Here is a 22,958-nt window from a genome sequence, read left to right as displayed (position 1 = left end):
ATTTTGTAGTCAGTGCTGAAGTTGCTATCAACAAGTGCTGGCTACAAATTTACATCTCCGTCTGAGCAACATATTTATCAGGAACGAAAATTACACTAATTAAACCAAGGATTGCAATAAATCTTTTCTTTGAGACAAGATGTTCCCAAATTTTGAAAAGATAATTTATCTGTCATATTCTATTGACAAATTTATCTTGTTTTTCCTTTATTCGATCCAAAAAATATAAGTTTGCATAGAGAAAGCCTAACTTGTTTGTATTTTTATATTATCTAAGATAAAGCATTCTATCCTAATAAAAGAGCCGCATTTATCTTGAATATAAGCGTGTTTTAGCATTTAATATTCATTACTGTTGAGGTTTATTCCCATGATTTTTGCAGAAATAGAACTCAAAGGTGCATTTACTATTGACCTGGAAGAAAAACACGATCACCGTGGTTTTTTTGCTCGGACATTTTGTGCCAAGGAATTTGAACAACATGGCTTAAAACCAGTTGTTGCCCAATGTAATTTATCCTTTAACTACAAAAAAGGAACATTACGGGGAATGCATTACCAAATTCCCCCAGCAGGAGAAACAAAACTAGTACGCTGCACCAAGGGCGCAATCTACGACGTAATCATCGATATGCGTCCTGATTCCCCCACATTTTTACAACACTTTGGTGTCGAACTCACAGCCGATAATCACCGCGCATTGTACATCCCCGAAATGTTTGCCCATGGTTATCAAGCACTTACAGATGAAGCCGAAGTAGTCTATCAAGTCGGCGAATTTTATACTCCTGGTTATGAGCGTGGCTTGCGTTACGATGACCCATTTTTTAATATCCAATGGCCCCTCGAAGTCACAGAAATTTCTGAGAAGGATACAAATTGGCCCCTATTACGGATGATGTCAGTAGGTGGTGAACTATCCCAGATCAGTTAATCATATTTCCAGACAAGTCAATGGCTCATCGACTTGTTTTGGAAAAATTCTGCACACCGCCAAGTAATTTAATTTGCACAAATCGATCGCAATAGATTAAAAAAGATAATTGCGGAGGCAAAATCTCAACCAGTCATTATTTCCCGGATGTTGGTAAGCGGTTATCTTGAAAGACCCTATACGAAAGTAATTTTTATGGAGCGACAAACTCATGATTATTGTTGATAACGCCTTAAAAGCTCGCCAAGAAGCTGGGAAGCCCGTGCGCGTTGGGATGATTGGTGCTGGATTTATGGGACGAGGAATTGCCAATCAAATTGCTAATTCAGTTCCCGGCATGGAGTTGGTTGCCATCTCCAATCGTAATCTTGATGCTGCCAAGCGAGCTTATACAGAAGCAGGGATTACAGAATTTCAAACTGTCACCACAGTCAGCGATTTAGAAAATGCGATCGCCCAACAACAGTATGTAGTTACGGAAGACGCAATGCTGCTCTGCCGTGCCGCAGGAATCGATGCTCTCATTGAAGTTACAGGTGCAGTCGAATTTGGTACCCATGTAGTCATGGAAGCGATCGCTCACCACAAACATGTGGTCATGATGAATGCAGAACTCGATGGTACTATTGGAGCCATCCTCAAGGTCTATGCTGACAAAGCTGGAGTTATTCTCACCGGCTGTGATGGCGATCAACCCGGAGTCCAACTCAATTTATATCGTTTTGTCAAAAGCATTGGCTTAACCCCATTACTATGTGGCAACATCAAAGGCTTACAAGACCCATATCGTAACCCCACAACTCAAGCAGGTTTTGCCAAACAGTGGGGACAAAAACCGAGTATGGTGACAAGCTTTGCCGATGGCACCAAAATATCTTTTGAGCAGGCGATCGTTGCTAACGCCACAGGCATGACAGTGGCAAAACGAGGAATGCTGGGATATGACTTTAGAGGTCATGTGGATGAAATGACCAGCATGTATGATGTTGAGCAACTCAAAAAATTAGGTGGCATCGTTGATTATGTTGTCGGGGCAAAACCTGGTCCCGGTGTATTTGTGTTTGCGACTCATGATGATCCCAAACAACAACATTATTTGAATCTCTATAAGCTTGGTGAAGGACCACTTTACAGCTTCTACACACCCTACCATCTCTGTCACTTTGAAGTTCCCCTCTCGGTTGCCCGTGTTGTCCTCTTCCAAGACTACATTTTGGCACCTTTAGGAAAACCATTAGTTGATGTTGTCACCACCGCCAAAATTGATCTCAAAGCTGGGGAGACCTTAGATGGTATCGGTTACTACATGACTTACGGACAGTGTGAAACTTCCGCAATTACACTCCAGCAAAAATTGCTGCCCATGGGATTAGCTGAAGGATGCCGTCTCAAACGCGATATTCCCAAAGACCAAGTTCTGACCTATGATGACGTAGAATTACCACAGGGTAGGCTTTGTGACAAACTACGGGCAGAGCAAGATGCCTACTTTGCCACTCAAAAAACAATGGTAGCAGTTGGCTAGCGAGCGATCGCGTGTGATGCAGTAGTCGCGAATTATTTATATTTGACTATGGAAGTTTGAAATCTCTGTAAAAATCGGGCATTGTTCCGCTTCAAATACTGCAAGTGACCATATGATGTATAGGATGCTGACTACTGCAAGTCTACACGCTTGATTTAGATAGCTGCATGAATATGCTATTTCCCTATAAGTGCTGATTTATATTTAAAAACTATTATTGATTTTCCATGTACATACAAACTTTGACAATCAATAGCAAAAGGTATATTGCAGCACTTTCCCACTGAGATGAAAACAACATTTAGACAAATTGATTAGGGAAGTTTTATGAAAATTGCTCTCGTCCATGATTATTTAACCCAGCGTGGTGGGGCAGAGCGCGTATTTGAGTTACTATGTAAGCGCTATCCTGAAGCCGATATATTTACATCCGTTTACGATGCCGAGCAAACAATTGACCTGGGAGACAGAATTGTCAACACTACTTTTTTACAAAAAGTACCAGGGGCAGCTAAATATTTTCGCTTAATGGCACCTTTATATTTTCCGGCATTTCGTGCCCTAAATTTACAAGATTACGATTTAATTATTAGCAGTAGCACTAGTTTTGCAAAAGCAGTACGCAAAAAACCAACAGCCCGACATATTTGCTTTTGCCACAATGTCACTCGGTTTTTGTGGGATACAGAAACCTATTTACGGGAATACGGAGACTATCGCTACTTTGCTCCTCTAATCGAACAGGTATTTCAGATGATGCGTAATGTTGACATGACATACGCACAAGAGCCAGACCTTTATATTGCTAATTCCAGCGTAGTCGCTCGAAGAATTAAAGATATTTACAAAAAAGAAGCCATAGTCATTAACTACCCCATAGATACCAGCAAGTTTCTATTTTCAGACAGCAAAGAAGAATACTATCTGGCTTCGGCGCGGATGATTAGCTACAAACGCCTTGATATAATAGTCGAAGCTTTTAACTGGCTGGGATGGCGGCTGTTGATATCAGGGAATGGGCCGGAGCGCGATCGCTTGCAGGCGAAAGCATTAAAAAATATCGAATTTGTCGGGCATGTAACTGATGCACAGCGCACTCAGCTATTTGCTAACGCCAAATCGGTAATTGTGGCAGCATTGGAGGATTATGGATTAGTTCCAGTCGAAGCAAATGCTAGTGGAACACCCGTGATTGCATTTGGAGCGGGTGGAGTGTTAGACACTCAAATACCCGGAAAAACAGGTGTATTTTTTAAGCGGCAAACCCCAGAATCCTTACAAACAGCCTTACTTGAATCCAGGGAAATCTATTGGGACTACGAAAATATCCGTAATCATGCGGTAATGAATTTTTCGGAGCAGGCATTTTTTAGCAAGGTCGAACAAGTTATCGACCAAGCTTGTAAATCTTATCAATTATTAAATTGACTTTGTTCGCTGAGGGATAGCAAACGTGATTCAAACCACAGTCAATCCAGCCTTACATTCATCTGCTGACAACGACCCTGGATATGGGCAGTTGTTAGCAGTTTTAATACGCAGATTTCCTTGGTTCTTAGCAGTTTTCCTGTCATCGATCGCGATCGCAGGCATACTTAGCAAAAGAACGCCACCAACCTACAAAAGCTCAATGCAGCTGTTAGTTGAACCCAACTATCAAGGTAAAGCTCAGGGCGATGCTAATCAAAACCAAGCAAACCAAGCGATCGACCCCAGTTTTCAGGTAGATACGGCAACTCAACTCAACCTGATGCGGAATAGCGAACATATCGAAAAAGCCGTTGATGTACTCAAGGGTGAATATCCAGACTTGACGGTAGCTGGAGTTAAACGTTCGTTAGTGCTATCCCAAATCAAGGAAAAAGAAGATAACCTCGCCACAAAAATTTTCCTAGCAGAGATTACTGGAAACGACCCAATCAAAACTCAGCGCCTGCTCGAAGTCCTGCAAAAAGTTTATCTGGACTATAACAAAGAACAGCAGAATGAGCGCCTCAGAAGGGGTTTGAAAGTCATTAACGAGCAGCTAGATAAAGTTCGCAAAGAATTAACTGACTCCGAATCCCGACTATTACGGTTCCGTAAAACCCAAAATTTAACTGATCCGGAAGCCGAAGCCAAAACCTTAGAACAATCCTTAACAGGGGTTGAGCAAGACCAACGCAACGTCAGCGCTCAATACCAAGAAGCGATCGCTCGTTATGATTCGTTACAAAGTCAACTCAAACGAACCCCGCAAAATGCCCTTGTCTCGGCACGTTTAAGCCAATCCACCCGCTATCAATCCTTACTCAACGAAATTCAGAAAACTGACTTAGAACTGGAAAAAGAACGCCTCCGCTTTACCGAAGAAGCCCCCAGCGTTAGAAAGCTAGTTGAACAAAGACAAAGACAGCAATTACTCTTGCAACAGGAAGCTGGCGCAACTTTAGGGCAAAATCCAAATGTAGCAGTTGCCACAGCACAAAGCATTGGCAGTCAAGGTAACGATAGCCAAATTGACCTCAACCTTGCCGCTCAACTTGTGGAAAATCAAACTAATATATTGGGTTTGCGGGCACGCTATCAAAGCCTGGGAGAAAAACAGGAGCAGTTACGCAACAGCCTCAAACGCTTCCCCGCCCTGCTAGCTGAATATAATCGTCTGAAACCGGCGGCTGAACTCACCCGCGAGCGTTATGAGCAGTTGGTGAGAACAGAACAGCAATTACGCCAAGAACTTGATAAAGGACAATTTGATTGGAAAGTAGTTGAAAAAGCTGCACCTGGTGATTTTGTGGGTCCAAACCTCCAACAAAACTTGATGTTAGGTGGAGTTGTGGGATTAATTTTGGGTGGAATTGCCGCAGCAATGCGCGAAGCTTCTGACGACTCAGTTCACACGACAGCTGAGTTAGAAAAACAAATGGCTTTACCATTGTTGGGTACAACTCCCAAATTACCACCCGCCAAAACCAGAGAATCCATAATTAAGTTACCTTTTGGAAAACCAGAAGCCACATCACCCTGGACAATTCAAGTCCTGCAATCACCACCCCGTTGGGAGTCTTTAGATTTAATTTACAAGAATATTGAACTTGTAAATACAGTTGCGACTATCAAATCAATGATGATTACTTCAGCTTTAGCCGATGAGGGTAAATCAGCTCTGGCTTTGGGACTAGCAATGAGTGCAGCACGCTTACACAAACGTGTACTCTTGATTGACGCAAATCTACGTGAACCAACTTTGCACAAACAGCTGAACTTGCCCAACGAACAAGGGCTTTCCAGTCTATTGGCAAGTGATACCGATTTATCCCACCAAATTAATCTGCAATCATCAGGTTCGTCATTCATTGATATTCTAACTGCGGGACCAACACCTGCCGATCCTGCCAATCTTCTCAGTTCCCCTCGGATGAAACAGCTGATGGCTGCATTTGAAGAGAACTATGATTTGGTACTGATTGATGCACCTCCTGTTTTGGGGCTAGTTGATGCTTTACTCGCTGGCTCTGCATGTCGTAGTACGGTGATGGTAGCAAGTATCGGTCGTGTCACCCGCACCCAATTATCCCAAGCAACGGCAATGCTCAGTAAGTTGAACTTAATTGGGGTTGTCGCCAATGGAGTCTCAAATGCCTCTAGCACTTATATTCCCTATCCCAGACAAGATAGATTTGCTCTCCAAGAAGCGGTCGAGAAATAAAATTCCATAGTATTAATTATCACTATGGCGCGGAAGCTCCTGCCATGACAAAATTCCACTTAAATTTCGTCAGGTAGGTTTCCGTGCGATCGCTTGAGTATTAAAATATTCAAACCAGTAATTATTTAGGTTCAGCTAAGATACTGACGATATAACCAAGGTGGAGAATTTTTTAATCACAAGCTTTGGTTGCAAATATAGTGTGAGTCAGTACAAAACTCTATAAAGTATAAAAAGTGTCAACTATAAAATTAAACACTACAAAATCAACTGTTTTATTGGCAAAATTAGTATTTTTAGTTTTATCGTTTGATATTTTTTATCTCGCAAACAAGCTGAAAAACTCTTTTTGGAATTTGAAAACAAACTAATTGAAATTAATTAAATTCGTACAATTATCAAATTTTTAGTAATTAAATTTATATCTCAATAATTATTCAAACAGCTAACAATATTAACTTTCACCAATACTTCATCAATACTATGCGACTCTTGAAAATAGCTTCCAGATTGGCGGATAAACGTTACGTACTTGCACTAGTCAATGATTCATCATAACTTAATAATTTCAGTTAAAAGAGAGTTTTTGTTTAAAGACTAAATAAAGAAGCTAGCTAGCGAATGCTTATTACTACACGTTCTTATATCCTAGTTATTAAATCTACTTCTCCAAAAACCAGAGAGTAAATATTTTTTAGATAAATCTGAAAATGTTATTTTGCTTTTTGTGTATTTTTCTAAAAAGTAAAACTAGATTAGTCAACCTAATTAAGTAAAAAAGCTCCTAGAGCAAAATTGCTAAAAATACTGGTAAATATTAACACCAGATAGTTTTTGCAAAGACACAACTTGTTGCTAGCTTTCAGTTCTTTGCTTTTGAAAGCTAGCAACAAACATATCAAAAATTGACTATAGCAAGTCTATTACTTGTGTACTCTGGTTATCCATGAGCCTTCTCGGCAAGCAAAAATGGCTGCAAATCTTTGATTTGAAGGCTATCGCCATTATACGAATTATCTACATCACTATAAGTCTGAATAAATTTATGACAAGCACAATAATCGCCAATTTGCGGAATTACTATGCATCTGCCCAGCAAGAACAGAACAATTGTTCCTCTTACTGCACTTTAAAGTGGCGACGAGGACAGCTTCTTGTTCAACCTATTGGGCAAAACAAACAACCGTACTTAGCGACGCTAGATACACATGAATCTTTAGTCGAATGTCTAAAACATTCCTCGACACACTTAGTTCGCATCGATACAAGGTTAGGCGAAGCAAAACTCAGATTATGGGCAAATGCTTGCGAAGAAGCACAGAAGCCATTATTTCTGACTATCCCAAATACCCATAGTCTATCCAAACAGAATCTTGTGTTGGCTAAGTGGTTGAAGTTTGCCTTAAACTGGATTGTTGCATTTATATTTTTACTTGCAGCTAGTCCGATTCTGCTGGGATTAATGGCGATAATTCGTATGTATTCATCAGAGTCATTATTTTTGCGTGAATGGTATGTGGGAGAAAGAGGCAGATTATTTCGAGCAATTAAGTTTCGCACCGCATTTACTGAAAATACTAATGCACCTTCCTCTAAAGTTATCGCTCACTGGATGCGTAAGTCTGGTTTAGATAATTTGCCCCTGCTATTCAATGTTCTGCGTGGGGAGATGAATCTAACTGGACGACGCAACTGGAAATTAGAAGATACACTCAAACTCAGCACAACAGAGCAAAAGCAACTGAATCAAATTCCTGGTATTGCAGCTCTGTGGCAAATCGAAACAGACACAGAAACCAATATCTTACATTTAGATAGTCAAACCATGTAAAGCTGAGGATTGTTGAGAGGACGTAGGTAGAGTTAGGAAGGGTATAGTAACTTCGTAACTTATACTATTACGTCTCTCGATCACAATTTTAAGTATATCTTTCAACAATCTCTAAAATTAACGGCGTTCTCAGTACACGTAGTAAAAAATATTTCCAAAGTTGATTGATGCCCGTTATACTAGATGCCAGCCCCAACTAGTTCTATTCGACTTTGTAAAGCAATTTTGATAATTTACTTTACAAGGGTTTTTCTATAGTTATTTTGCTTATTTATCATCGGTTTTGGAAATGTTAACGCATCTCAAACTTCCGCATTCTGTTCGTAATATTCTCAAGGCTTCCACATTTTGGCAAGAAAATTATTTGATTCTCAGAGAATTTAGAAATTTTCGCAAAATTACAATCCTATCAGTAATATTTACATTATTTGCTGCCATTTTTGAAGGGGTCAGTATTAGTTTTTTACTTGCTTTCTTACAAAGTTTAACTAATCCTAATTCTCCTGCTGAACAAACTGGAATTATTGGTAAAGTTTCTATTCTGGTTTTAGGTGCTGATGCATCCCCAAATAGTCGTCTTTATTTAATATCAATTCTGATTCTTGTAAGCACTTGGATTCGTGCAGTATTCAATTATTTTTCCGGAATATACACCGAAAAATCTGAGTTAATTCTTGCAGATTGTTTGCGAAAACGAATGTTTGAGCAATTACAAGCATTACCACTCGGTTACTTTACAGAATCCCGTTCCGGAGAAATTGTCAATACCATGACAACGGAAATTGAGCGGCTGAAACAAGTATTTGGTGGAATTGGTTTTATATTTACACGAGGTCTAGTTATCCTAGTGTACTTTATCTGCCTTTTTTATATATCGTGGCAGATGACAATTATTTCTATATTTGTTTTTTCTCTCTTAGCGGCTGGACTTACCACCCTAAATCGTCGAGTTCGAGAGGCAAGTTTTGGGATTTCTGAAGCCAATGGCTTATTTAATACCAATACTCTTGAACTGGTAAATGGTATGCGTACAGTTCAAATATTTGGAAATCAAAGTTTTGAGCGCGATCGCTTTTACAAAACGAGCAATAAATTACTCAATGCTTCCATTAAGGTTGCATACGCTTGGACATTCGTGAAACCGATTGCTGAGTGTATTATCATGACAGCAATGATTTGCCTAATTATTGTTTCTTTTACTAAGTTAACTATTCCAGTTTCCTCGCTATTAACATTTTTCTTTGTACTAGTTCGAGTCACTCCCAGTATTCAAGATATTAATGGTACGCTAGCTTATTTAAGCACTTTGGCAGGTTCATTAGAAAATGTGAAAACATTTTTGAGAACTGATAATAAAACCTACTTTGAAAATGGTGAAATTCATTTTCCTGGCTTTAAGCGTTCTATAGATTTAGTATCGGTTGATTTTGGCTACGATCCCAATCACTTAGTTCTGCATAATATTAAGCTATCAATCGAACGTGGCAAAATGACTGCATTAGTGGGTCAATCTGGTTCAGGTAAAAGTACGTTAGCCGATTTAATTGCCCGTTTTTATGATCCCATCGAAGGACAGATATTTATCGATGGAGTTGACTTGCGAATGCTCGATATTAATTCCTATCGAGAGAAAATTGCTGTAGTTAGTCAAGATACTTTTATCTTCAACACTTCAATCCGAAATAACATTGCTTACGGCAAGCTAGATGCTACAGACGCAGAAATTCGAGAAGCTGCAAGATTGGCAAATGCGCTCGAATTCATCCAAGATATGCCGGCGGGATTGGATACTATACTTGGCGAACGTGGGGTGAATTTATCGGGAGGACAAAGACAGCGTATAGCCATTGCTCGTGCTTTGATTCGTAACCCAGAAATTTTGATTCTTGATGAAGCTACCGCAGCTTTAGATACTGTTTCCGAACGGTTGATTCAAGAATCAATTGAAAACATATCTCTTGGTAGAACTGTAATTGCGATCGCTCATCGACTTTCCACAATTGCTAAGGCAGATAAAGTTGTTGTTCTGGAAAACGGATATATTGTCGAGCAAGGGCAACATGCAGATTTATTAGAACTTCGCGGTAAGTTTTGGAAATATTATCAACTCCAACAAGAGTCTGGTTTGAAGGGATAATTTTTCTCTTTTCAAAGTGTAATTTTCAAGGTTTAATTTCAAGACTTCGGAGTTGAGAATCTTCAATTCCGGAGTTTTAAACATTGAAATTTCATGAGCTAAACTTTTGATTCTTTACAAAGAGCTTATATATATAAAGTTGATATTTAATATATGTATTTATACTAGTCAATCTTCAGCAGAGCGGATATACTGACAACAATCCTGTATCAAAACATTACATATTACGATTTGGCAGAAATAAAATAGAATTCTCAATTCAGAATACAGACATCAGCAGAAATCAAGAATGCGGTTTGATACGCATCTTTTCTGAGAACCTTTGAGGAGATAAATAAATTTTCTCGTCCCTTGCGAATTAAATTCCGCAAGTAGATTTCTCTGCAAAAAATTGAACAAATATCTATTTGCAGTTTCCAAAAGTTACTCAATTCCTTGCCTCGCTTTGTTGGGATGTTAAGACAAAACCAACTCTGAATAAGTGAGGTTTCTTAATACTCAATTCTTTCGCATCTCGTTGCTTAATATCACGCGATCGCTTGTACGCCAGCTTTTGAATAGCAATCCTATGAGTCAAAAAAATCCTCACTGTCCAACTCTTAAACCCGTTCCCACAGGAATTAAACGTCCTTTGTGGTCAGTAATGATTCCTACTTATAACTGTGCAGAACTTTTGCGGGAAACATTGACGACTGTCTTGATGCAAGACCCAGGAGTTGATTTTATGCAAATTATGGTGGTTGATAATCACTCAACCAAAGATGATCCGGAAGCTGTTGTTAAAGAACTTGGAAAAGGTCGGGTAGAGTTTTTTCGTCAGTCAGAAAATATAGGTAGCGTAAAAAACTTTCAAACCTGTTTGGAACTATCTCGCGGACAGTTAATTCATTTGTTGCATAGCGATGATTTGTTGTGTCAGGGTTTTTATGAAAAACTGGCAAAGCCTTTCATTGAAAATCCTGACTTGGGAGCGGCATTTTGTCGAAGCATATTTGTTGATGAAAAGTTAAATTGGGAAGGTTTTTCCTGTTTAGAATTATCTCAAAGTGGTATATTACCTCCCAGATGGATTGAAAAAATTGCCGAACTTTGCCGTATCTCAGTACCTTCACTTGCGGTTGTACGACGTGAGGTTTACGAAAAATTAGGTGGATATGATTCCCGATGCGGGATGAGCGGTGATTGGGAATTTTGGGTGCGAGTTTTTGCTAACTACCCAATGTGGTTTGAAGCTCAACCATTGGCAATGTGGAGGAGACACTCAAACTCAACTAACTCAACCAACGCCTACAAAAGCACCTTTATCCAAGAAAATTTCAATACAATCAGAGCAATATTGTCCTATCTACCGGATGAGTCGCACCAGAAACTCGCGAAAAAACTCAAACAAAATTGTGCATTTTTAGCGCTTGGTTCTGCCAAAAGCTTGAAGAAGAAGGGAGAATTAGCTTTAGCAATAGTAATGCTTCTCCAAGGGTTTAAGTACAGTACCTCTTCCCCTGTTCTCATGTCCGCGATTAAAGTTATTCTCCAAACAGGTTAAAAACGTCTATATAGCTATTAGCCGTTAGTTTTATGACAATACTAAACCAACAGATAGTAGTCCAAAGGATACTGGGTTAAATCAGTAATTAGGCAAAACCCTACGTAATTAATACTACACAGTTTGCAATTCGCTCATATTTTCTCATTCGATTCCTCACACAAATTTTGTGTATATGAAGCTATTGTTTAGGTGCGTACTCATGACTAATCAATCTACCCAAAAACGCATAAACTTGAAAAGACATTGTAATTACCATGGAAAGAGTCTGGATATTAAAACTTTATGGTCATAAAAGATGAGATAAATTTGCAACAACCTCTAGTAAGTATTATTACACCTACGTATAATCGTCTAGGTTATTTAAAAGAAGCGCTTGCCAGCGCAGTTAACCAAACTTACCGTAATATTGAAGTAATTGTTTCTGACAATTGCAGTCCCGAAAATCCTCAAGCGCTAGTTGAGTCATTTGCTGATTCACGCATTCGCTTTTCTCGCAACGAAACAAATATTGGTATGTTTGCCAATACTTTCAAAGCTTTTCAAATGGCACGGGGAAAGTATGTAGCGGCTTTGCTTGATGACGATGTGTGGGAACCTGACTTTTTAGAAAAACTGATTCCTCCCCTGGAAGCTCATCCTGATTTGAGTGTTGCTTTTTGTGACCATTACATTATTGACGCTCAAGGTGTAATTGATGACAAAGCGACACAGGAATATTCCAGCGTTTACAAACGTTCTGATTTACAAGAAGGTATTTATCAGCCATTTTATCGACTAGCACTAGTTGATAATGCGGTATCAACTGCAACTGCGGCTGTAATTCGTCACGATGCGATCGCTTGGGACAAGATTCCTGCGGAAGTAGGTGGTTCTTGGGATATATATCTCAATTACCTCTGCTGTCGTTCGGGTGCTGGAGCTTACTACTATCCAGCCAAACTCACACGCTATCGTTCCCACGAAAATACAGATACCAATCAAAGCGGGAGTGCTAATTATCAAGCAAAAATCCGTAAAGCCAAAGCAGACATCTTCTGTTATGAGCAATTTATGGCAGATGAAAACTTGCAGGAATTGCGATCGCATTTTCAAGAGCGCTGGGGGCATATCAACACAACTTTAGGAATTGGTTTACTGCGGGCTAAATTACCCCAAGAAGCCCGTCCTTATTTTTGGCGATCGCTCAATCACAGTTTTAGTTGGCGAACAATTGCAGGATTGTTATTGAGTTTTACATCTACAAAAGTAACTGCCAAATTTTAAACAGCAAACGCCAAATAGCAAATATTTATTCATATTTTTGATATTTATTACCCTCTAGATATTGGGAAAATTTTATTTTAATTGAGGTCAAGAATCATGCGAATATCAGCTTGTATCACCACTAGAAATCGTCCAGAAGCTCTTGAAGCTTGTCTCAAAGCATTATGGAATTCCACTACTCAGCCCAATATGGTTATTGTTTCTGATGACTCGCCAATTGAGGAGATTCAGCAAATTAATTCAGATATAGTTAACAAATATCCAGGGACAAAATACATTTTGGGACCTCGGATTGGGGTATGTGGGAATCGCAACAATGCAGTCAATGCAATTCCACCTTCAGAAACTGATTTTGTTGCTTTTGTTGATGATGATATTTGTGTTGAACCCAACTACTTGACACAAGCTAGAGAGATATATCAAAAAATGTCTGTGGAAGAACAACAGCAGACAATTCTTTCTGGAGTGAGTCGAAATCCTCAAGGGAAAGAAGAAATGATGGGGGGAGAACTTAATTTCCGGGGATATTTTCGTACCACCAGAAATACTCCGCAAACAGTAGCGATTCATGCGACTTTATTTCCGCGTGTTTTTTTTGAGCAAGAGCAGTGGGATGAAAATATATTTTTTGGTTACGAAGATGCAGAACTCAGCTTACGAGCATTACAACGCGGTTACAAGATTAAACACTGTCCAGAATTACGAGTCATTCACCCTGGAGAAAATGGCGTAAGTGTTTTGGATATTCCAGATATGGGTACTTTAACAAATTACGAAATCTCGATTGAAGCCGCTCGACTTTACGTTGGGATTAAACGTTATAAAGACTTATTTCCTAGTCCATTAAAATTAATTATTTTCCTAGTTATGTATTTTGTGCATATGACATTTTATTTATTTAGACGCAGAACTATTCAAGCTTTGCCAGAAATTGTCCGTCGTTCTCGCATTCACAAGTTATGGCAACCTTCTTTAAGTATTTAAAAATTCATTAATCATGACTTGATAGTTATTCAGATTTATATTGCAAGCAGGTTCAGTTATGAAATTTTGTATTGTTACACCCTATGTCATTAAAGGCGATGGTCAAGGTCGAGCGAATTATGAAATTGTTTGGGAAGCAATTCGTCGCGGTCATCAAATGACTTTAGTCGCCAGAAAAGTTGCTCCCGAACTTGAGGAACATCCTTTAGTTAGGTGGGTTCACTTTGATGTAGAAAAATATCCCACCGCATTAATTAAAGAAATGGTATTTTCGAGTCAGAGTGATGGATGGTTGCAAAAACATCGCCATGAATTTGATTTAGTGCAGGTTTATGGTGCTGTCACTTCGGCTCCTGGAGATGTTAATACATCGCAGTTCGTGCATACCTCTTGGCAACAGTCGCCCGTACATACCGCACGTATTCACAAAAATATCTACGGAATTTATCACTGGGCTTATAGTGCTTTAAATGCTCATTGGGAAAAGCAAGCATTCCAGCAAGCGAAGGTAGCAGTTGCCGTGTCAGATAAAATCAAACAAGAGTTAATTGACGACCTGGGAATTGAAGACTCACGTATTCAAGTTATTCATAATGGCGTTGATATTGAGGAGTTTACTCCAGGAAATTCCAACCGCACGGAACTTGGTTTACCGGAGGGTGTAAATTTAGCATTATTTGCTGGTGATATTCGGACTAATCGCAAGAACTTGGATACAGTTTTGCACGCTTTAGTGAAAGTATCAGATTTGCATTTAGTTGTCGTGGGGAATACTGAGGGTAGCCCATATCCGGCAATGGCAGCGACTTTGGGATTAAGCGATCGCGTCCATTTTCTTGGTTTCCGTCGCGATATGTCCAAAATTATGCAAGCTGTGGATATGTTCGTTTTTCCTTCCCGTTACGAAGCTTGCACCTTGGTGTTACTCGAAGCCATGGCATCGGGATTACCAGCGATTACAGCCACGAGTGCTGGAGGTGCGGAATTGGTGACACCAGAATGCGGGTTTGTTTTAGAAAACTCCGACGATGTTGAGGGATTGGCAACTGCCTTAAAGACTTTAGCAGGCGATCGCCAACTCAGAACTCGCATGGGGCAAGCATCTCGTGCTGTGGCTGAACGTAATACTTGGGTTAGTAAAGCCCAACTCTACATGGATTTGTTTGAGGGAATGGTTAATGACAAGCATCACCGTAATAATACCGACTTATCGCCGTCCACAAGACCTAGCACGGTGCTTGGAAGCGCTTAAACACCAAACTCGTCCAGTTAATCAAGTCATCGTCACTGTCCGCGATATTGATGCCGAGACTTGGCAATTTTTAGCCAGCTATAACCGCGAAATCACTTTGCCATTGCAAACAGTGACAGTTACGGTTGCTGGTGTTGTCGCTGCTATGAATCAAGGTTTGAGTGTTGCCAGTGGAGATATTATCGCCTTTACCGATGACGATGCTGCACCCCATCCTGATTGGTTGGAACGTATGGAAGCACATTTCCAAGCAAATGCGAAAATTGGCGCAGTTGGGGGACGAGATTGGCAGTATATCGGTACCCGGATTAAGGAAGAAGGCGAGAGGGAAGATGTTGGACGTTTGCAATGGTTTGGCAGGGTAATTGGCAATCATCACTTTGGCGTAGGGAAAGCCCGTGAAGTTGATGTCCTCAAGGGTGTAAATATGGGGTTTCGCCGGAGCGCTATCCAAGGAATGCGTTTTGATGAACGGATGCTGGGAACTGGTGCCCAAGTTCATTTTGAATTGGCGTTTAATCTTGCTTTACGACGTAGGGGTTGGAAAATAATTTTTGACCCCTTAGTTGCTGTTGACCATTATCCCGCAGTACGTTTTGATGAAGATAAGCGCGACCAATTTAACAGTGTTGCTTGGTCAAATGCGGTACACAATGAAACCCTTGTGTTACTCGAACATTTTTCCCTATTGCAACGGACAATCTTTATTTTCTGGGCATTTTTAATTGGGACACGGGAAGCATTGGGTTTGGTACAATTGTTACGATTATTACCTAGCGAAAGTAATTTGACTGTACAGAAATGGATCGCATCTATGGATGGTCGAATTAAAGGCTGGCAAAGTTGGTTAAATTATCGCAATGTCACAACACCAAAAGAAGTTGCCACCACAAAATAGTTTTTTATCCCAATCCAAAATCTCAAATCGATATGACTTACAGGCAGTCAATTCCCGGAAATCCCCACATTGGTAATATCGATACAGAACAGCAGCCTATTCTAGCTTGGTTGGCAATTTCAGCACTGGTGCTATTTACAGCAGTATGCTTAATTGGTGGCATCGGCTCAATTTTCCGTCCTGCCTACATCCTGCTATCATTTGCTGTCGGTGTTTTGCTGTACGCACGATATCCCACTTTTTACTTAGGTTTCACTTGGTGGATGTGGTTTGTCACGCCATTTGTCTCCCGTGTGATCGATTTTCGCACAGCTTTTGATGAAAGTCGTTTGCTATTGGTTGCCCCATATCTGGTTACGCTAATAACTTTATATGGTTGTTTAAAAAACTTGCCTCGATCTTATCGTGAGGGTGGGTTGCCATTTGTTTTGGCTCTGATTGGTGTTAGTTATGGTTTTTTGATGGGAATGGTAAACACTTCAGCGTTTACTGCTGCGCGAGCGATGCTGGATTGGTTAACACCAATTAGTTTTGCTTTCTATTTATTTATTAATTGGCGCAACTACCCCCGATATCGCCAAGTTATCCAGACAACTTTTGTTTGGGGTGTATTGGTGACAGGTGTATACGGCATATATCAATATATTGTTGCTCCGGAATGGGATAAATTTTGGCTCATCAGCACAAAACTAGCCAGTATGGGAAACCCTGCGCCCTTCCAAATTCGGGTTTGGAGTACGATGCATTCTCCGGGACCATTTGCTGTGATGATGATGGCAGGATTGTTATTATTACTCAATGGAAAAGGATTTTTAAATTTTCCAGCTGCGGGAGCAGGATATCTGGCATTTTTACTTTCAATGGTGCGAGTGATGTGGGGATGCTGGGTAGTGGGATTGTTAGCGATGTTTACATCAATTCGACCAAAGTTACAAATGCGCCTGATTATTACAATGCTAATTATGGCGCTTTGCGTTATCCCTTTGAGTACCATGGAGCCATTTGCAGACGCAATTAACGATCGCTTGCAAACTTTTAGTAATTTAGAAAAAGACGATAGCACCCAAGTTCGACAGAAAATTTACGAAAATGGACTGAATAGCGCTTTGAGCAATGTTCTTGGTAACGGCATTGGGAACACTTTTATTGTCAACAAGGAAGGTAAGTTAGAGTCAATAGTAGTTGATAGTGGAATTCTCGAAACTTTCATTACCCTGGGTTGGTTTGGAGCAGTGATTTATGTAGGAGGGTTAGTTTTATTACTCCTCAAAGTGTTACAAGCTACGGAATTACAATACGATACCTTCTTGGCTGCTGCCCGTGCAATTGGTTTCGGATGCGTGATTGGGATACCAATATTCAGTATTATGCTCGGCAATTCTGGAATGATTATGTGGTCTTTTTTAGCGATCGCATTGGCTGGACATAAGTATTATCAACATCAACTAATTAATCGAGTTTAAATTATTACCAAGTAAAAAATAAATAGAGACTTTGTATGAAAAGTCTCTATCTACGTCTATTTACTATATTTTGCTGTTATATCATGTTCGGATAATCACTTACAATTAAAATTTCTCCGCGTCAGTCTTAATAAGAAGTATTCAACCGGACATGATATTATTGATTATGACTATTTTGGCATTTGGTACATGATCACTTTGCCTTTAAAATCCTCTTCCAAAAATACAAGATATTCGCCATTTTTACGTCGAAAAGCGCGAACACCATAGGCAATATCAACCCATCCCAATTCACCAGAAACTTCTGCCCCTGGTTTTAAGGTGCGGACGAGTTTTCCTGTGGATGTGCTGTATACATGGGTTTCCCAGGTTTTGACGGTGGTGACAAATATGTAATCTCCAGCAATACTCATTGAAGTCGGTGTCAAAACTTCAGGAGGGGCGCTTTTATCTGTAGGTAGGACTATTCGCCAGCGAGGTTTGAGATTCCCTTGACTCCAATTATCAATGCGGACAATCTCCGAACCAATCAACTTGGCATAGTCGCCATTAATCGCGGGATGCTGTTCTGTATATCCCGATAAATACATTGTGTCTGTATCTGGGTGATATTCAATCCGCCGTAAATCGCCGATAAACTTGGGATGCGATCGCTTTTGCATCGATTTATAGCTGTATATAGGATTCCCATGACTATCAAGTCCTTGCAATGGATAATGACGAATACCTATGCCATCTTGAGTGCGTAAAGCTTTCCAAATATCCCCTTTACTATCAATCCAGCATCCGCCAATATAAGGATGGTCTTCACTGCGATCGTATTCATCTGCTTCAAATTTACCATTCCCATTTTTATCCCGCCAAATCCATTCTCCACTTTGAGGTTGAAAGGGGGGCCATGTTCCTGAAAAGGCAGGTTTTTTATCTCCGTCTCGACTACCAACGAACATGCCTGAAGGAATAGCGATTTCACCATCAGTAGTTTTGTTGAAGCGGTAAATTTGAATTTTAGTACCGTACATATCCATAAGGAACATGAACAGTTTACCTTTGATGCGACGTATAATAGCAGCATCGGGGTCAACGTGCAAGCGGGGGTCTTGGGGATATTTAAAGGGATTTAATGTATGACCTTTGTAAGTCCATTGCTTACCAGCAGGCTTGCTGTAGTCCATCACAAAGCGTTCTTGTTTGGTAAATACGCTGTTGCCGTCGCTGATGGGATCGACATCGGCATTATCAATAAAATGCAAGCCTAACAATTGCCATTGCAACTTGCCATTTGGGGATAGTTTGCGTAAGTCTACCCCAGAACGATTAAAGCCATCATTGGCAACGTAGATATTACCACTAGTGTCACTACCAACTCCGTGAATGCCGTAAAATTTGAGGTCTTTAATTTTACCAGAAATCCCTGCGTATACTCCACCTTTAACACCAAATGTACCAACTTGTTTTGGTTGATTGGTAATATTGTAAATAAGTATTTGCTGGTTCTTGCCGTTCTCGGCAACTAATAACCGACCTTGATTATCAACTGAAATGGCATTGGGATTTTCTATATCTGCAATTACCCCTGATAATTCTTTGCCTGTTGGGGAATAGTGGAGAATTTTGCCAGGTTTGGTATTATCTTTTGATTGAATTACCCATAGTGTCCCTTGTTTATCAACAGCAATTTGTCCGGGATTTTTAACGGCAAAACTTTGAATTTTTTGCAGATTGTTCTGATTGTAAATATGAACTTGATTTGCACCTTTTTCACTGACGTATAACTTATCACCTACAGTTGCCAACCCTGTCAATTCACTTTTTGTACTGACGATTAACATACTTTTATCCCAGCCACGTCCACCAGGAAATGGTGCAGATTTACCGGACAAATCATAGCGTCGCACGCAGTACCAATTAGTTTTCGCAGGTGGATAATCTTCTCCAGGATTGCCACTATGCTGTTGTTGCATAGCAAGGTAGATATACTTGCCATCGACTGTCACCGCTACACCACCCAGTCTACCCCAACCATGCAAATCTTCAAGTTTAGCGATCGCATCTCCATTTTTATATATTCCCGCTTCCCTACCTGCCTCATCCCAATAGCTATTGGTATAAACAGTGCCATCGGGTGTCACATGCATCCCATTAATCTGAATTTGCACCCACTTTTCGTTATTCCCAAAAGTATTCCCAATCCAGGATGTTTTGTGAGTTTTAGCTGGTGGAGCTTTGGCTAGTTGATTCTTTAGTGGTACTGCACTAGTCGCTAAATAGATTGCTAGTAACAATGAAGCCAGTAACCCAACAATCATCAAGATGAAAAAACTAATTCTTCGCTGACTCCCAACAATCCGAATTTTCAAAATTTTGTTGAAGAATGATTTCAGTATAGTGTTTGTATTTTTTAATTGAGAGAATAGCTGTTGTTTCATATCAAGCAATGAATAGAAACTCAAAATTGATAAGTAATCTTAGTTCAGTTTTCACTGTCAGTTGATAAAGATACGGTTAATATTTTAACAATTATTGAAAATCAAATTGCTGAGGTTCTATCCAAGTCCGAATATCCCGAACCAACTATTTGGCGTTCATCTCCAATTACCTCTGTCGCCAATAACTTCGACAAACTTTATATTTCTTCAGATAGTTTCAGGACTTATGCATGTGAAGCCAGAAACCCGGTTTTTTCGTCGATATCTGGTTGTCAAAACAACGATTTTGCATAGAAACCGGGTTTATTTGCGTAAGTCCTAAGTTTATTGCGATCGCCCAAATATACGGTTATGCTTCTGGTTGGGGAATTGAATAGACTCCCAATATTAGTTAAAGGGATAGATGATATTCGCTGATTGCGAAACACCCATCCCCAAATAGCTGCCCAGATGATTAACCTGGAACCATTACGCCCAGTGTCTAACAAACCTAGTATCTGCCGAGATTTGTCGATTGTCACTGGTGTAGATACTGAAATAGAGGATATTTGCGAAGAAATTGTAAAGGTATTGGGTAATGAAGTAGAACTAAGGGAAAATATTTAGCGGTTTGTACCCCACATAGCCAACAAGGCACTGCCATATGCAGCTTCATTATTGATTGAGGATACTATCGGTACTTGTAAGTATCCCTGGCGAATTTTTGTCCATTTGTCATTTGCAGCACCTCCACCTGCTGTATAAACCCGACTTAATTTATCTGCACCTAATTCCTGTAATAATTCATAGCCCTTGGCTTCGATACGAGCAATACTTGCCAATAATCCATGTAAAAATTCCACATCATTTTCCGGACGAGGTTCCAATCGTGGCTGTAAATTTGCATCGTTAATTGGAAAACGTTCACCAGGTTGCAACAATGGATAATAATCTAATTTGCTGCTTGTTTCCGCATGAATTTCCCGACTCAAGTTCTCTAATTCCAGGTTGGTGAAGAAATGACGTAATACTGCACCACCCGTATTAGAAGCTCCTCCAACTAACCATAAATCTTCTGGTGTTCCCAGTTTACTAAAATCGGGAAAACGGTGGCTGTAAATCCCGTATCTTGAATTCTCAATCCGGTGACGACTGAGTAATTTCACAGCGAGGGTAGAACCAAGGGATGTGACGGCTTCTCCAGGAGATGTCGCACCACTAGCAAAAAATGCGGCGATACTGTCGGTTGTTCCGGCGCAAATGAGGCAATCTGGAGGAAAATGAAAGCGAGTAGCGATTTCGGGAGTAATAGGGGCGATCGCATCTCCCGGTGCTACAATTTTCGGCAATAGAATCGCGACATCTAACTGCGCTAACCAATCTGGATATTTTAACTTTTCTACGTCGTACCCCAACTTTAAAGCATTATGGTAATCACTAATACCTAATTGTCCATGCAACAAAAACCCTAGCCAATCGGCTTGATGTAGGAAATATTTGGCTTGTGCAAAAAATTCTAACTGCGAAAACCATAGTAATTTTACTAAGCTCGAAGTTGCGCTCAATACAGTATTATTTGCTGGCGCTATCTTTTGCAGTTGCTCTAACAAACTAGCTCCCCGTGCATCGTTGTAGAGCAAGGGAGTGCCTACAGGCTTTCCTAAGCCATCGCACACCATCACGGTAGCAGAAGTTCCATTAATTGCGATCGCCTGGATTTCTTGCCTCAAATCCAGGGGAATTCCCTCTAATAGTGTCAATAGTGCTTGATACCAGCAACTAGGTAAATCTGATTCCTGTACCATATTCCAGGGATAACGCCCCTCTACTTGGACTTTTGCTTCCCCATCGATTACTGCACACCTGGCACCAGAAGTTCCAAAATCAATGCCCAAATACAAACTCATATTCTTGAATAGTATTTTAATTTTTAATAAAAAAACTTGACAAAAGTCAAATGTTTAAAATGGACAAATAAGCATTAACTATTAACAAATAACTAGGTTATGTTGCATCTTGTAACAAGCTATTCCCCAATTTTGGCAAAACAAGGAAAAGTAGTAAATGAATTCTTTAAAATAAGTTGGTAAATCTAGGAGGACTCACGCGATGTCATTATCAGATACCCAAGTCTACATTGCTCTTGTTGTTGCTCTGATCCCAGGCTTATTGGCTTGGCGTTTAGCAACTGAATTGTACAAAAACTAAAATTTACTAACATTTGCCTAATCGTAAATGTTTAGTCACCTGGCAGAAAAGCTGGTAATTTCTGGGAATTTTCGTTAATTCTAGTGAAAATACTGACTAATACTGCCAGGTTTGCTTTTTCACAGTGAAATTACCGTAGCAAAATCTGAAAAATACAGTAATATGACAGCAAAACTAAACCGCATTCGTTAGAATAAATGCTGTTTGCGGTGTAACCGTTTTCGAGAGCGAGGTTTCTCTTCTTAACAATTATGAATGCCATCCAATCTTCCAGCCCTCCGCTACAACAGCCAAAACAAAAAAGTCGCGTCACTCCCAGACCACATCGACATCTTCGCCAGCGATCGTATCGAGTGATGGCACTGGAAACAACTGTCAAAATTGGTGTGAATATTGCCATCTCAACTGCGGCTATATCAGCTTTGGTACAAATATTACCTACTCATTGGACTCAACAAGAAAAGTTACGGGCTGTTCGCACTGAAGTCAACCAAATGGAAGCTCGTGTCGATATCCTACAGGCTGAGTTTAGTCGTAACTTTGACCCGCGACAGACTCAACGTATTATGCAGCAGCAGGGATATCGTTTTGATCCCAATCAGCGCCGAGTCGTGTTGATGAATAAAGAAGTGAATGATTTAGACCAATCAAATGTATCTCCTTGAAAGCACAATACTATAGAACTAGTAGTTAGTAACTAGGTAGTTTATATCTTTTTAGTTATGTAGTTATTGTCTATTGGTGATAGCAAAATTAAAACTCCAAAAATTATTTTCAGGTTATTAAGTCATAAGAAATTGCATATTTTTAAATCAAAG

General features: G+C 40.0%; 18 protein-coding genes. 15 read left to right on the top strand and 3 right to left on the bottom strand.

What is annotated here, in order from left to right; all coding sequences use genetic code 11:
• Positions 1–370 precede the first annotated feature (370 nt).
• The 6 genes from rfbC to hepA all read left to right on the top strand — a co-directional run bounded on the left by rfbC (position 371) and on the right by hepA (position 10,118).
• Positions 371–934: a dTDP-4-dehydrorhamnose 3,5-epimerase gene (gene rfbC, locus VB733_RS11090; protein WP_096612181.1), complete on the top strand. Its 564-nt coding sequence runs from the start codon at positions 371–373 to the stop codon at positions 932–934.
• 211 nt (positions 935–1,145) lie between these two features.
• Positions 1,146–2,459, top strand: coding sequence for an NAD(P)H-dependent oxidoreductase (locus VB733_RS11085; protein ID WP_323340142.1), 1,314 nt, complete (start codon positions 1,146–1,148; stop codon positions 2,457–2,459).
• 327 nt (positions 2,460–2,786) lie between these two features.
• Positions 2,787–3,887: a glycosyltransferase gene (locus VB733_RS11080; protein WP_323340141.1), complete on the top strand. Its 1,101-nt coding sequence runs from the start codon at positions 2,787–2,789 to the stop codon at positions 3,885–3,887.
• Positions 3,888–3,912: 25 nt separating this feature from the next.
• On the top strand, positions 3,913–6,150 hold the full coding sequence (locus VB733_RS11075) for a polysaccharide biosynthesis tyrosine autokinase (protein WP_323340140.1): 2,238 nt from the start codon (positions 3,913–3,915) through the stop codon (positions 6,148–6,150).
• A 1,045-nt stretch (positions 6,151–7,195) separates the two neighbouring features.
• A complete protein-coding gene (gene hepC, locus VB733_RS11070) occupies positions 7,196–7,981 on the top strand; it encodes a heterocyst development glycosyltransferase HepC (protein ID WP_323340139.1) in 786 nt (261 codons plus the stop codon).
• Positions 7,982–8,270: 289 nt separating this feature from the next.
• On the top strand, positions 8,271–10,118 hold the full coding sequence (gene hepA, locus VB733_RS11065) for a heterocyst formation ABC transporter subunit HepA (RefSeq protein WP_323340138.1): 1,848 nt from the start codon (positions 8,271–8,273) through the stop codon (positions 10,116–10,118).
• Between the two features lie 427 nt (positions 10,119–10,545).
• Here the strand turns inward: hepA and VB733_RS11060 are convergent, their stop codons facing one another.
• Positions 10,546–10,695, bottom strand: coding sequence for a hypothetical protein (locus VB733_RS11060; protein WP_323340137.1), 150 nt, complete (start codon positions 10,693–10,695; stop codon positions 10,546–10,548).
• Here VB733_RS11060 and VB733_RS11055 point away from each other — a divergent pair.
• The 6 genes from VB733_RS11055 (at position 10,687) to VB733_RS11030 (ending at position 17,524) form a co-directional block, all read left to right on the top strand.
• Positions 10,687–11,661 carry a glycosyltransferase family 2 protein gene (locus VB733_RS11055; RefSeq protein WP_323340136.1) on the top strand — a complete coding sequence of 325 codons (975 nt, stop codon included), beginning with the start codon at positions 10,687–10,689 and terminating at the stop codon, positions 11,659–11,661. The genes VB733_RS11060 and VB733_RS11055 overlap by 9 nt on opposite strands.
• Before the next feature lie 285 nt (positions 11,662–11,946).
• Complete coding sequence (locus VB733_RS11050; RefSeq protein WP_323340135.1) at positions 11,947–12,927, top strand: glycosyltransferase family 2 protein; 981 nt, start codon at positions 11,947–11,949, stop codon at positions 12,925–12,927.
• 96 nt (positions 12,928–13,023) lie between these two features.
• Complete coding sequence (locus tag VB733_RS11045) at positions 13,024–13,911, top strand: glycosyltransferase family 2 protein (protein WP_323340134.1); 888 nt, start codon at positions 13,024–13,026, stop codon at positions 13,909–13,911.
• Positions 13,912–13,969: 58 nt separating this feature from the next.
• On the top strand, positions 13,970–15,163 hold the full coding sequence (locus tag VB733_RS11040) for a glycosyltransferase family 4 protein (protein ID WP_323340133.1): 1,194 nt from the start codon (positions 13,970–13,972) through the stop codon (positions 15,161–15,163).
• Entirely contained in the window at positions 15,090–16,061 is a 972-nt protein-coding gene (locus tag VB733_RS11035) for a glycosyltransferase (protein WP_323340132.1), read from the top strand. The genes VB733_RS11040 and VB733_RS11035 overlap by 74 nt, the downstream gene beginning before the upstream one ends.
• A gap of 32 nt (positions 16,062–16,093) precedes the next feature.
• Positions 16,094–17,524, top strand: a complete 1,431-nt coding sequence (locus tag VB733_RS11030) for an O-antigen ligase family protein (protein WP_323340131.1) — start codon at positions 16,094–16,096, stop codon at positions 17,522–17,524.
• Positions 17,525–17,694: 170 nt separating this feature from the next.
• Here VB733_RS11030 and VB733_RS11025 read toward each other — a convergent pair whose 3' ends face one another.
• Entirely contained in the window at positions 17,695–19,953 is a 2,259-nt protein-coding gene (locus tag VB733_RS11025; protein ID WP_416336311.1) for a hypothetical protein, read from the bottom strand.
• A 477-nt stretch (positions 19,954–20,430) separates the two neighbouring features.
• Here VB733_RS11025 and VB733_RS11020 point away from each other — a divergent pair, with 477 nt between their 5' ends.
• Complete coding sequence (locus VB733_RS11020) at positions 20,431–20,559, top strand: hypothetical protein (RefSeq protein WP_323340130.1); 129 nt, start codon at positions 20,431–20,433, stop codon at positions 20,557–20,559.
• On the opposite strand, the gene VB733_RS11015 is transcribed toward VB733_RS11020, so the two are convergent.
• Positions 20,556–21,839 (bottom strand): FGGY-family carbohydrate kinase, encoded by a 1,284-nt coding sequence (locus tag VB733_RS11015; protein WP_323340129.1) that lies wholly within the window; start codon positions 21,837–21,839, stop codon positions 20,556–20,558. The genes VB733_RS11020 and VB733_RS11015 overlap by 4 nt on opposite strands.
• 202 nt (positions 21,840–22,041) lie before the next feature.
• Here VB733_RS11015 and psaM point away from each other — a divergent pair, with 202 nt between their 5' ends.
• Positions 22,042–22,140 (top strand): photosystem I reaction center subunit XII, encoded by a 99-nt coding sequence (gene psaM / locus VB733_RS11010; RefSeq protein ID WP_096612209.1) that lies wholly within the window; start codon positions 22,042–22,044, stop codon positions 22,138–22,140.
• Between the two features lie 251 nt (positions 22,141–22,391).
• A complete protein-coding gene (locus VB733_RS11005) occupies positions 22,392–22,805 on the top strand; it encodes a hypothetical protein (RefSeq protein WP_323340128.1) in 414 nt (137 codons plus the stop codon).
• Positions 22,806–22,958 lie beyond the last annotated feature (153 nt).

It is taken from the genome of Calothrix sp. UHCC 0171, from assembly GCF_034931845.1.
GTDB lineage: Bacteria > Cyanobacteriota > Cyanobacteriia > Cyanobacteriales > Nostocaceae > Brunnivagina.
This window is presented reverse-complemented; position numbering and strand designations above follow the sequence as displayed.

Excerpts from the sequence above, each read along its gene's own strand:
- rfbC (WP_096612181.1), top strand. The coding sequence starts at position 371 with ATGATTTTTGCAGAAATAGAACTCAAAGGTGCATTTACTATTGACCTG.
- VB733_RS11085 (WP_323340142.1), top strand. The coding sequence starts at position 1,146 with ATGATTATTGTTGATAACGCCTTAAAAGCTCGCCAAGAAGCTGGGAAG.
- VB733_RS11080 (WP_323340141.1), top strand. The coding sequence starts at position 2,787 with ATGAAAATTGCTCTCGTCCATGATTATTTAACCCAGCGTGGTGGGGCA.
- hepC (WP_323340139.1), top strand. The coding sequence starts at position 7,196 with ATGACAAGCACAATAATCGCCAATTTGCGGAATTACTATGCATCTGCC.
- hepA (WP_323340138.1), top strand. The coding sequence starts at position 8,271 with ATGTTAACGCATCTCAAACTTCCGCATTCTGTTCGTAATATTCTCAAG.
- VB733_RS11055 (WP_323340136.1), top strand. The coding sequence starts at position 10,687 with ATGAGTCAAAAAAATCCTCACTGTCCAACTCTTAAACCCGTTCCCACA.
- VB733_RS11050 (WP_323340135.1), top strand. The coding sequence starts at position 11,947 with ATGGTCATAAAAGATGAGATAAATTTGCAACAACCTCTAGTAAGTATT.
- VB733_RS11045 (WP_323340134.1), top strand. The coding sequence starts at position 13,024 with ATGCGAATATCAGCTTGTATCACCACTAGAAATCGTCCAGAAGCTCTT.
- VB733_RS11040 (WP_323340133.1), top strand. The coding sequence starts at position 13,970 with ATGAAATTTTGTATTGTTACACCCTATGTCATTAAAGGCGATGGTCAA.
- VB733_RS11035 (WP_323340132.1), top strand. The coding sequence starts at position 15,090 with ATGACAAGCATCACCGTAATAATACCGACTTATCGCCGTCCACAAGAC.
- VB733_RS11030 (WP_323340131.1), top strand. The coding sequence starts at position 16,094 with ATGACTTACAGGCAGTCAATTCCCGGAAATCCCCACATTGGTAATATC.
- VB733_RS11025 (WP_416336311.1), bottom strand. The coding sequence starts at position 19,953 with ATGAAACAACAGCTATTCTCTCAATTAAAAAATACAAACACTATACTG.
- VB733_RS11015 (WP_323340129.1), bottom strand. The coding sequence starts at position 21,839 with ATGAGTTTGTATTTGGGCATTGATTTTGGAACTTCTGGTGCCAGGTGT.
- psaM (WP_096612209.1), top strand. The coding sequence starts at position 22,042 with ATGTCATTATCAGATACCCAAGTCTACATTGCTCTTGTTGTTGCTCTG.
- VB733_RS11005 (WP_323340128.1), top strand. The coding sequence starts at position 22,392 with ATGAATGCCATCCAATCTTCCAGCCCTCCGCTACAACAGCCAAAACAA.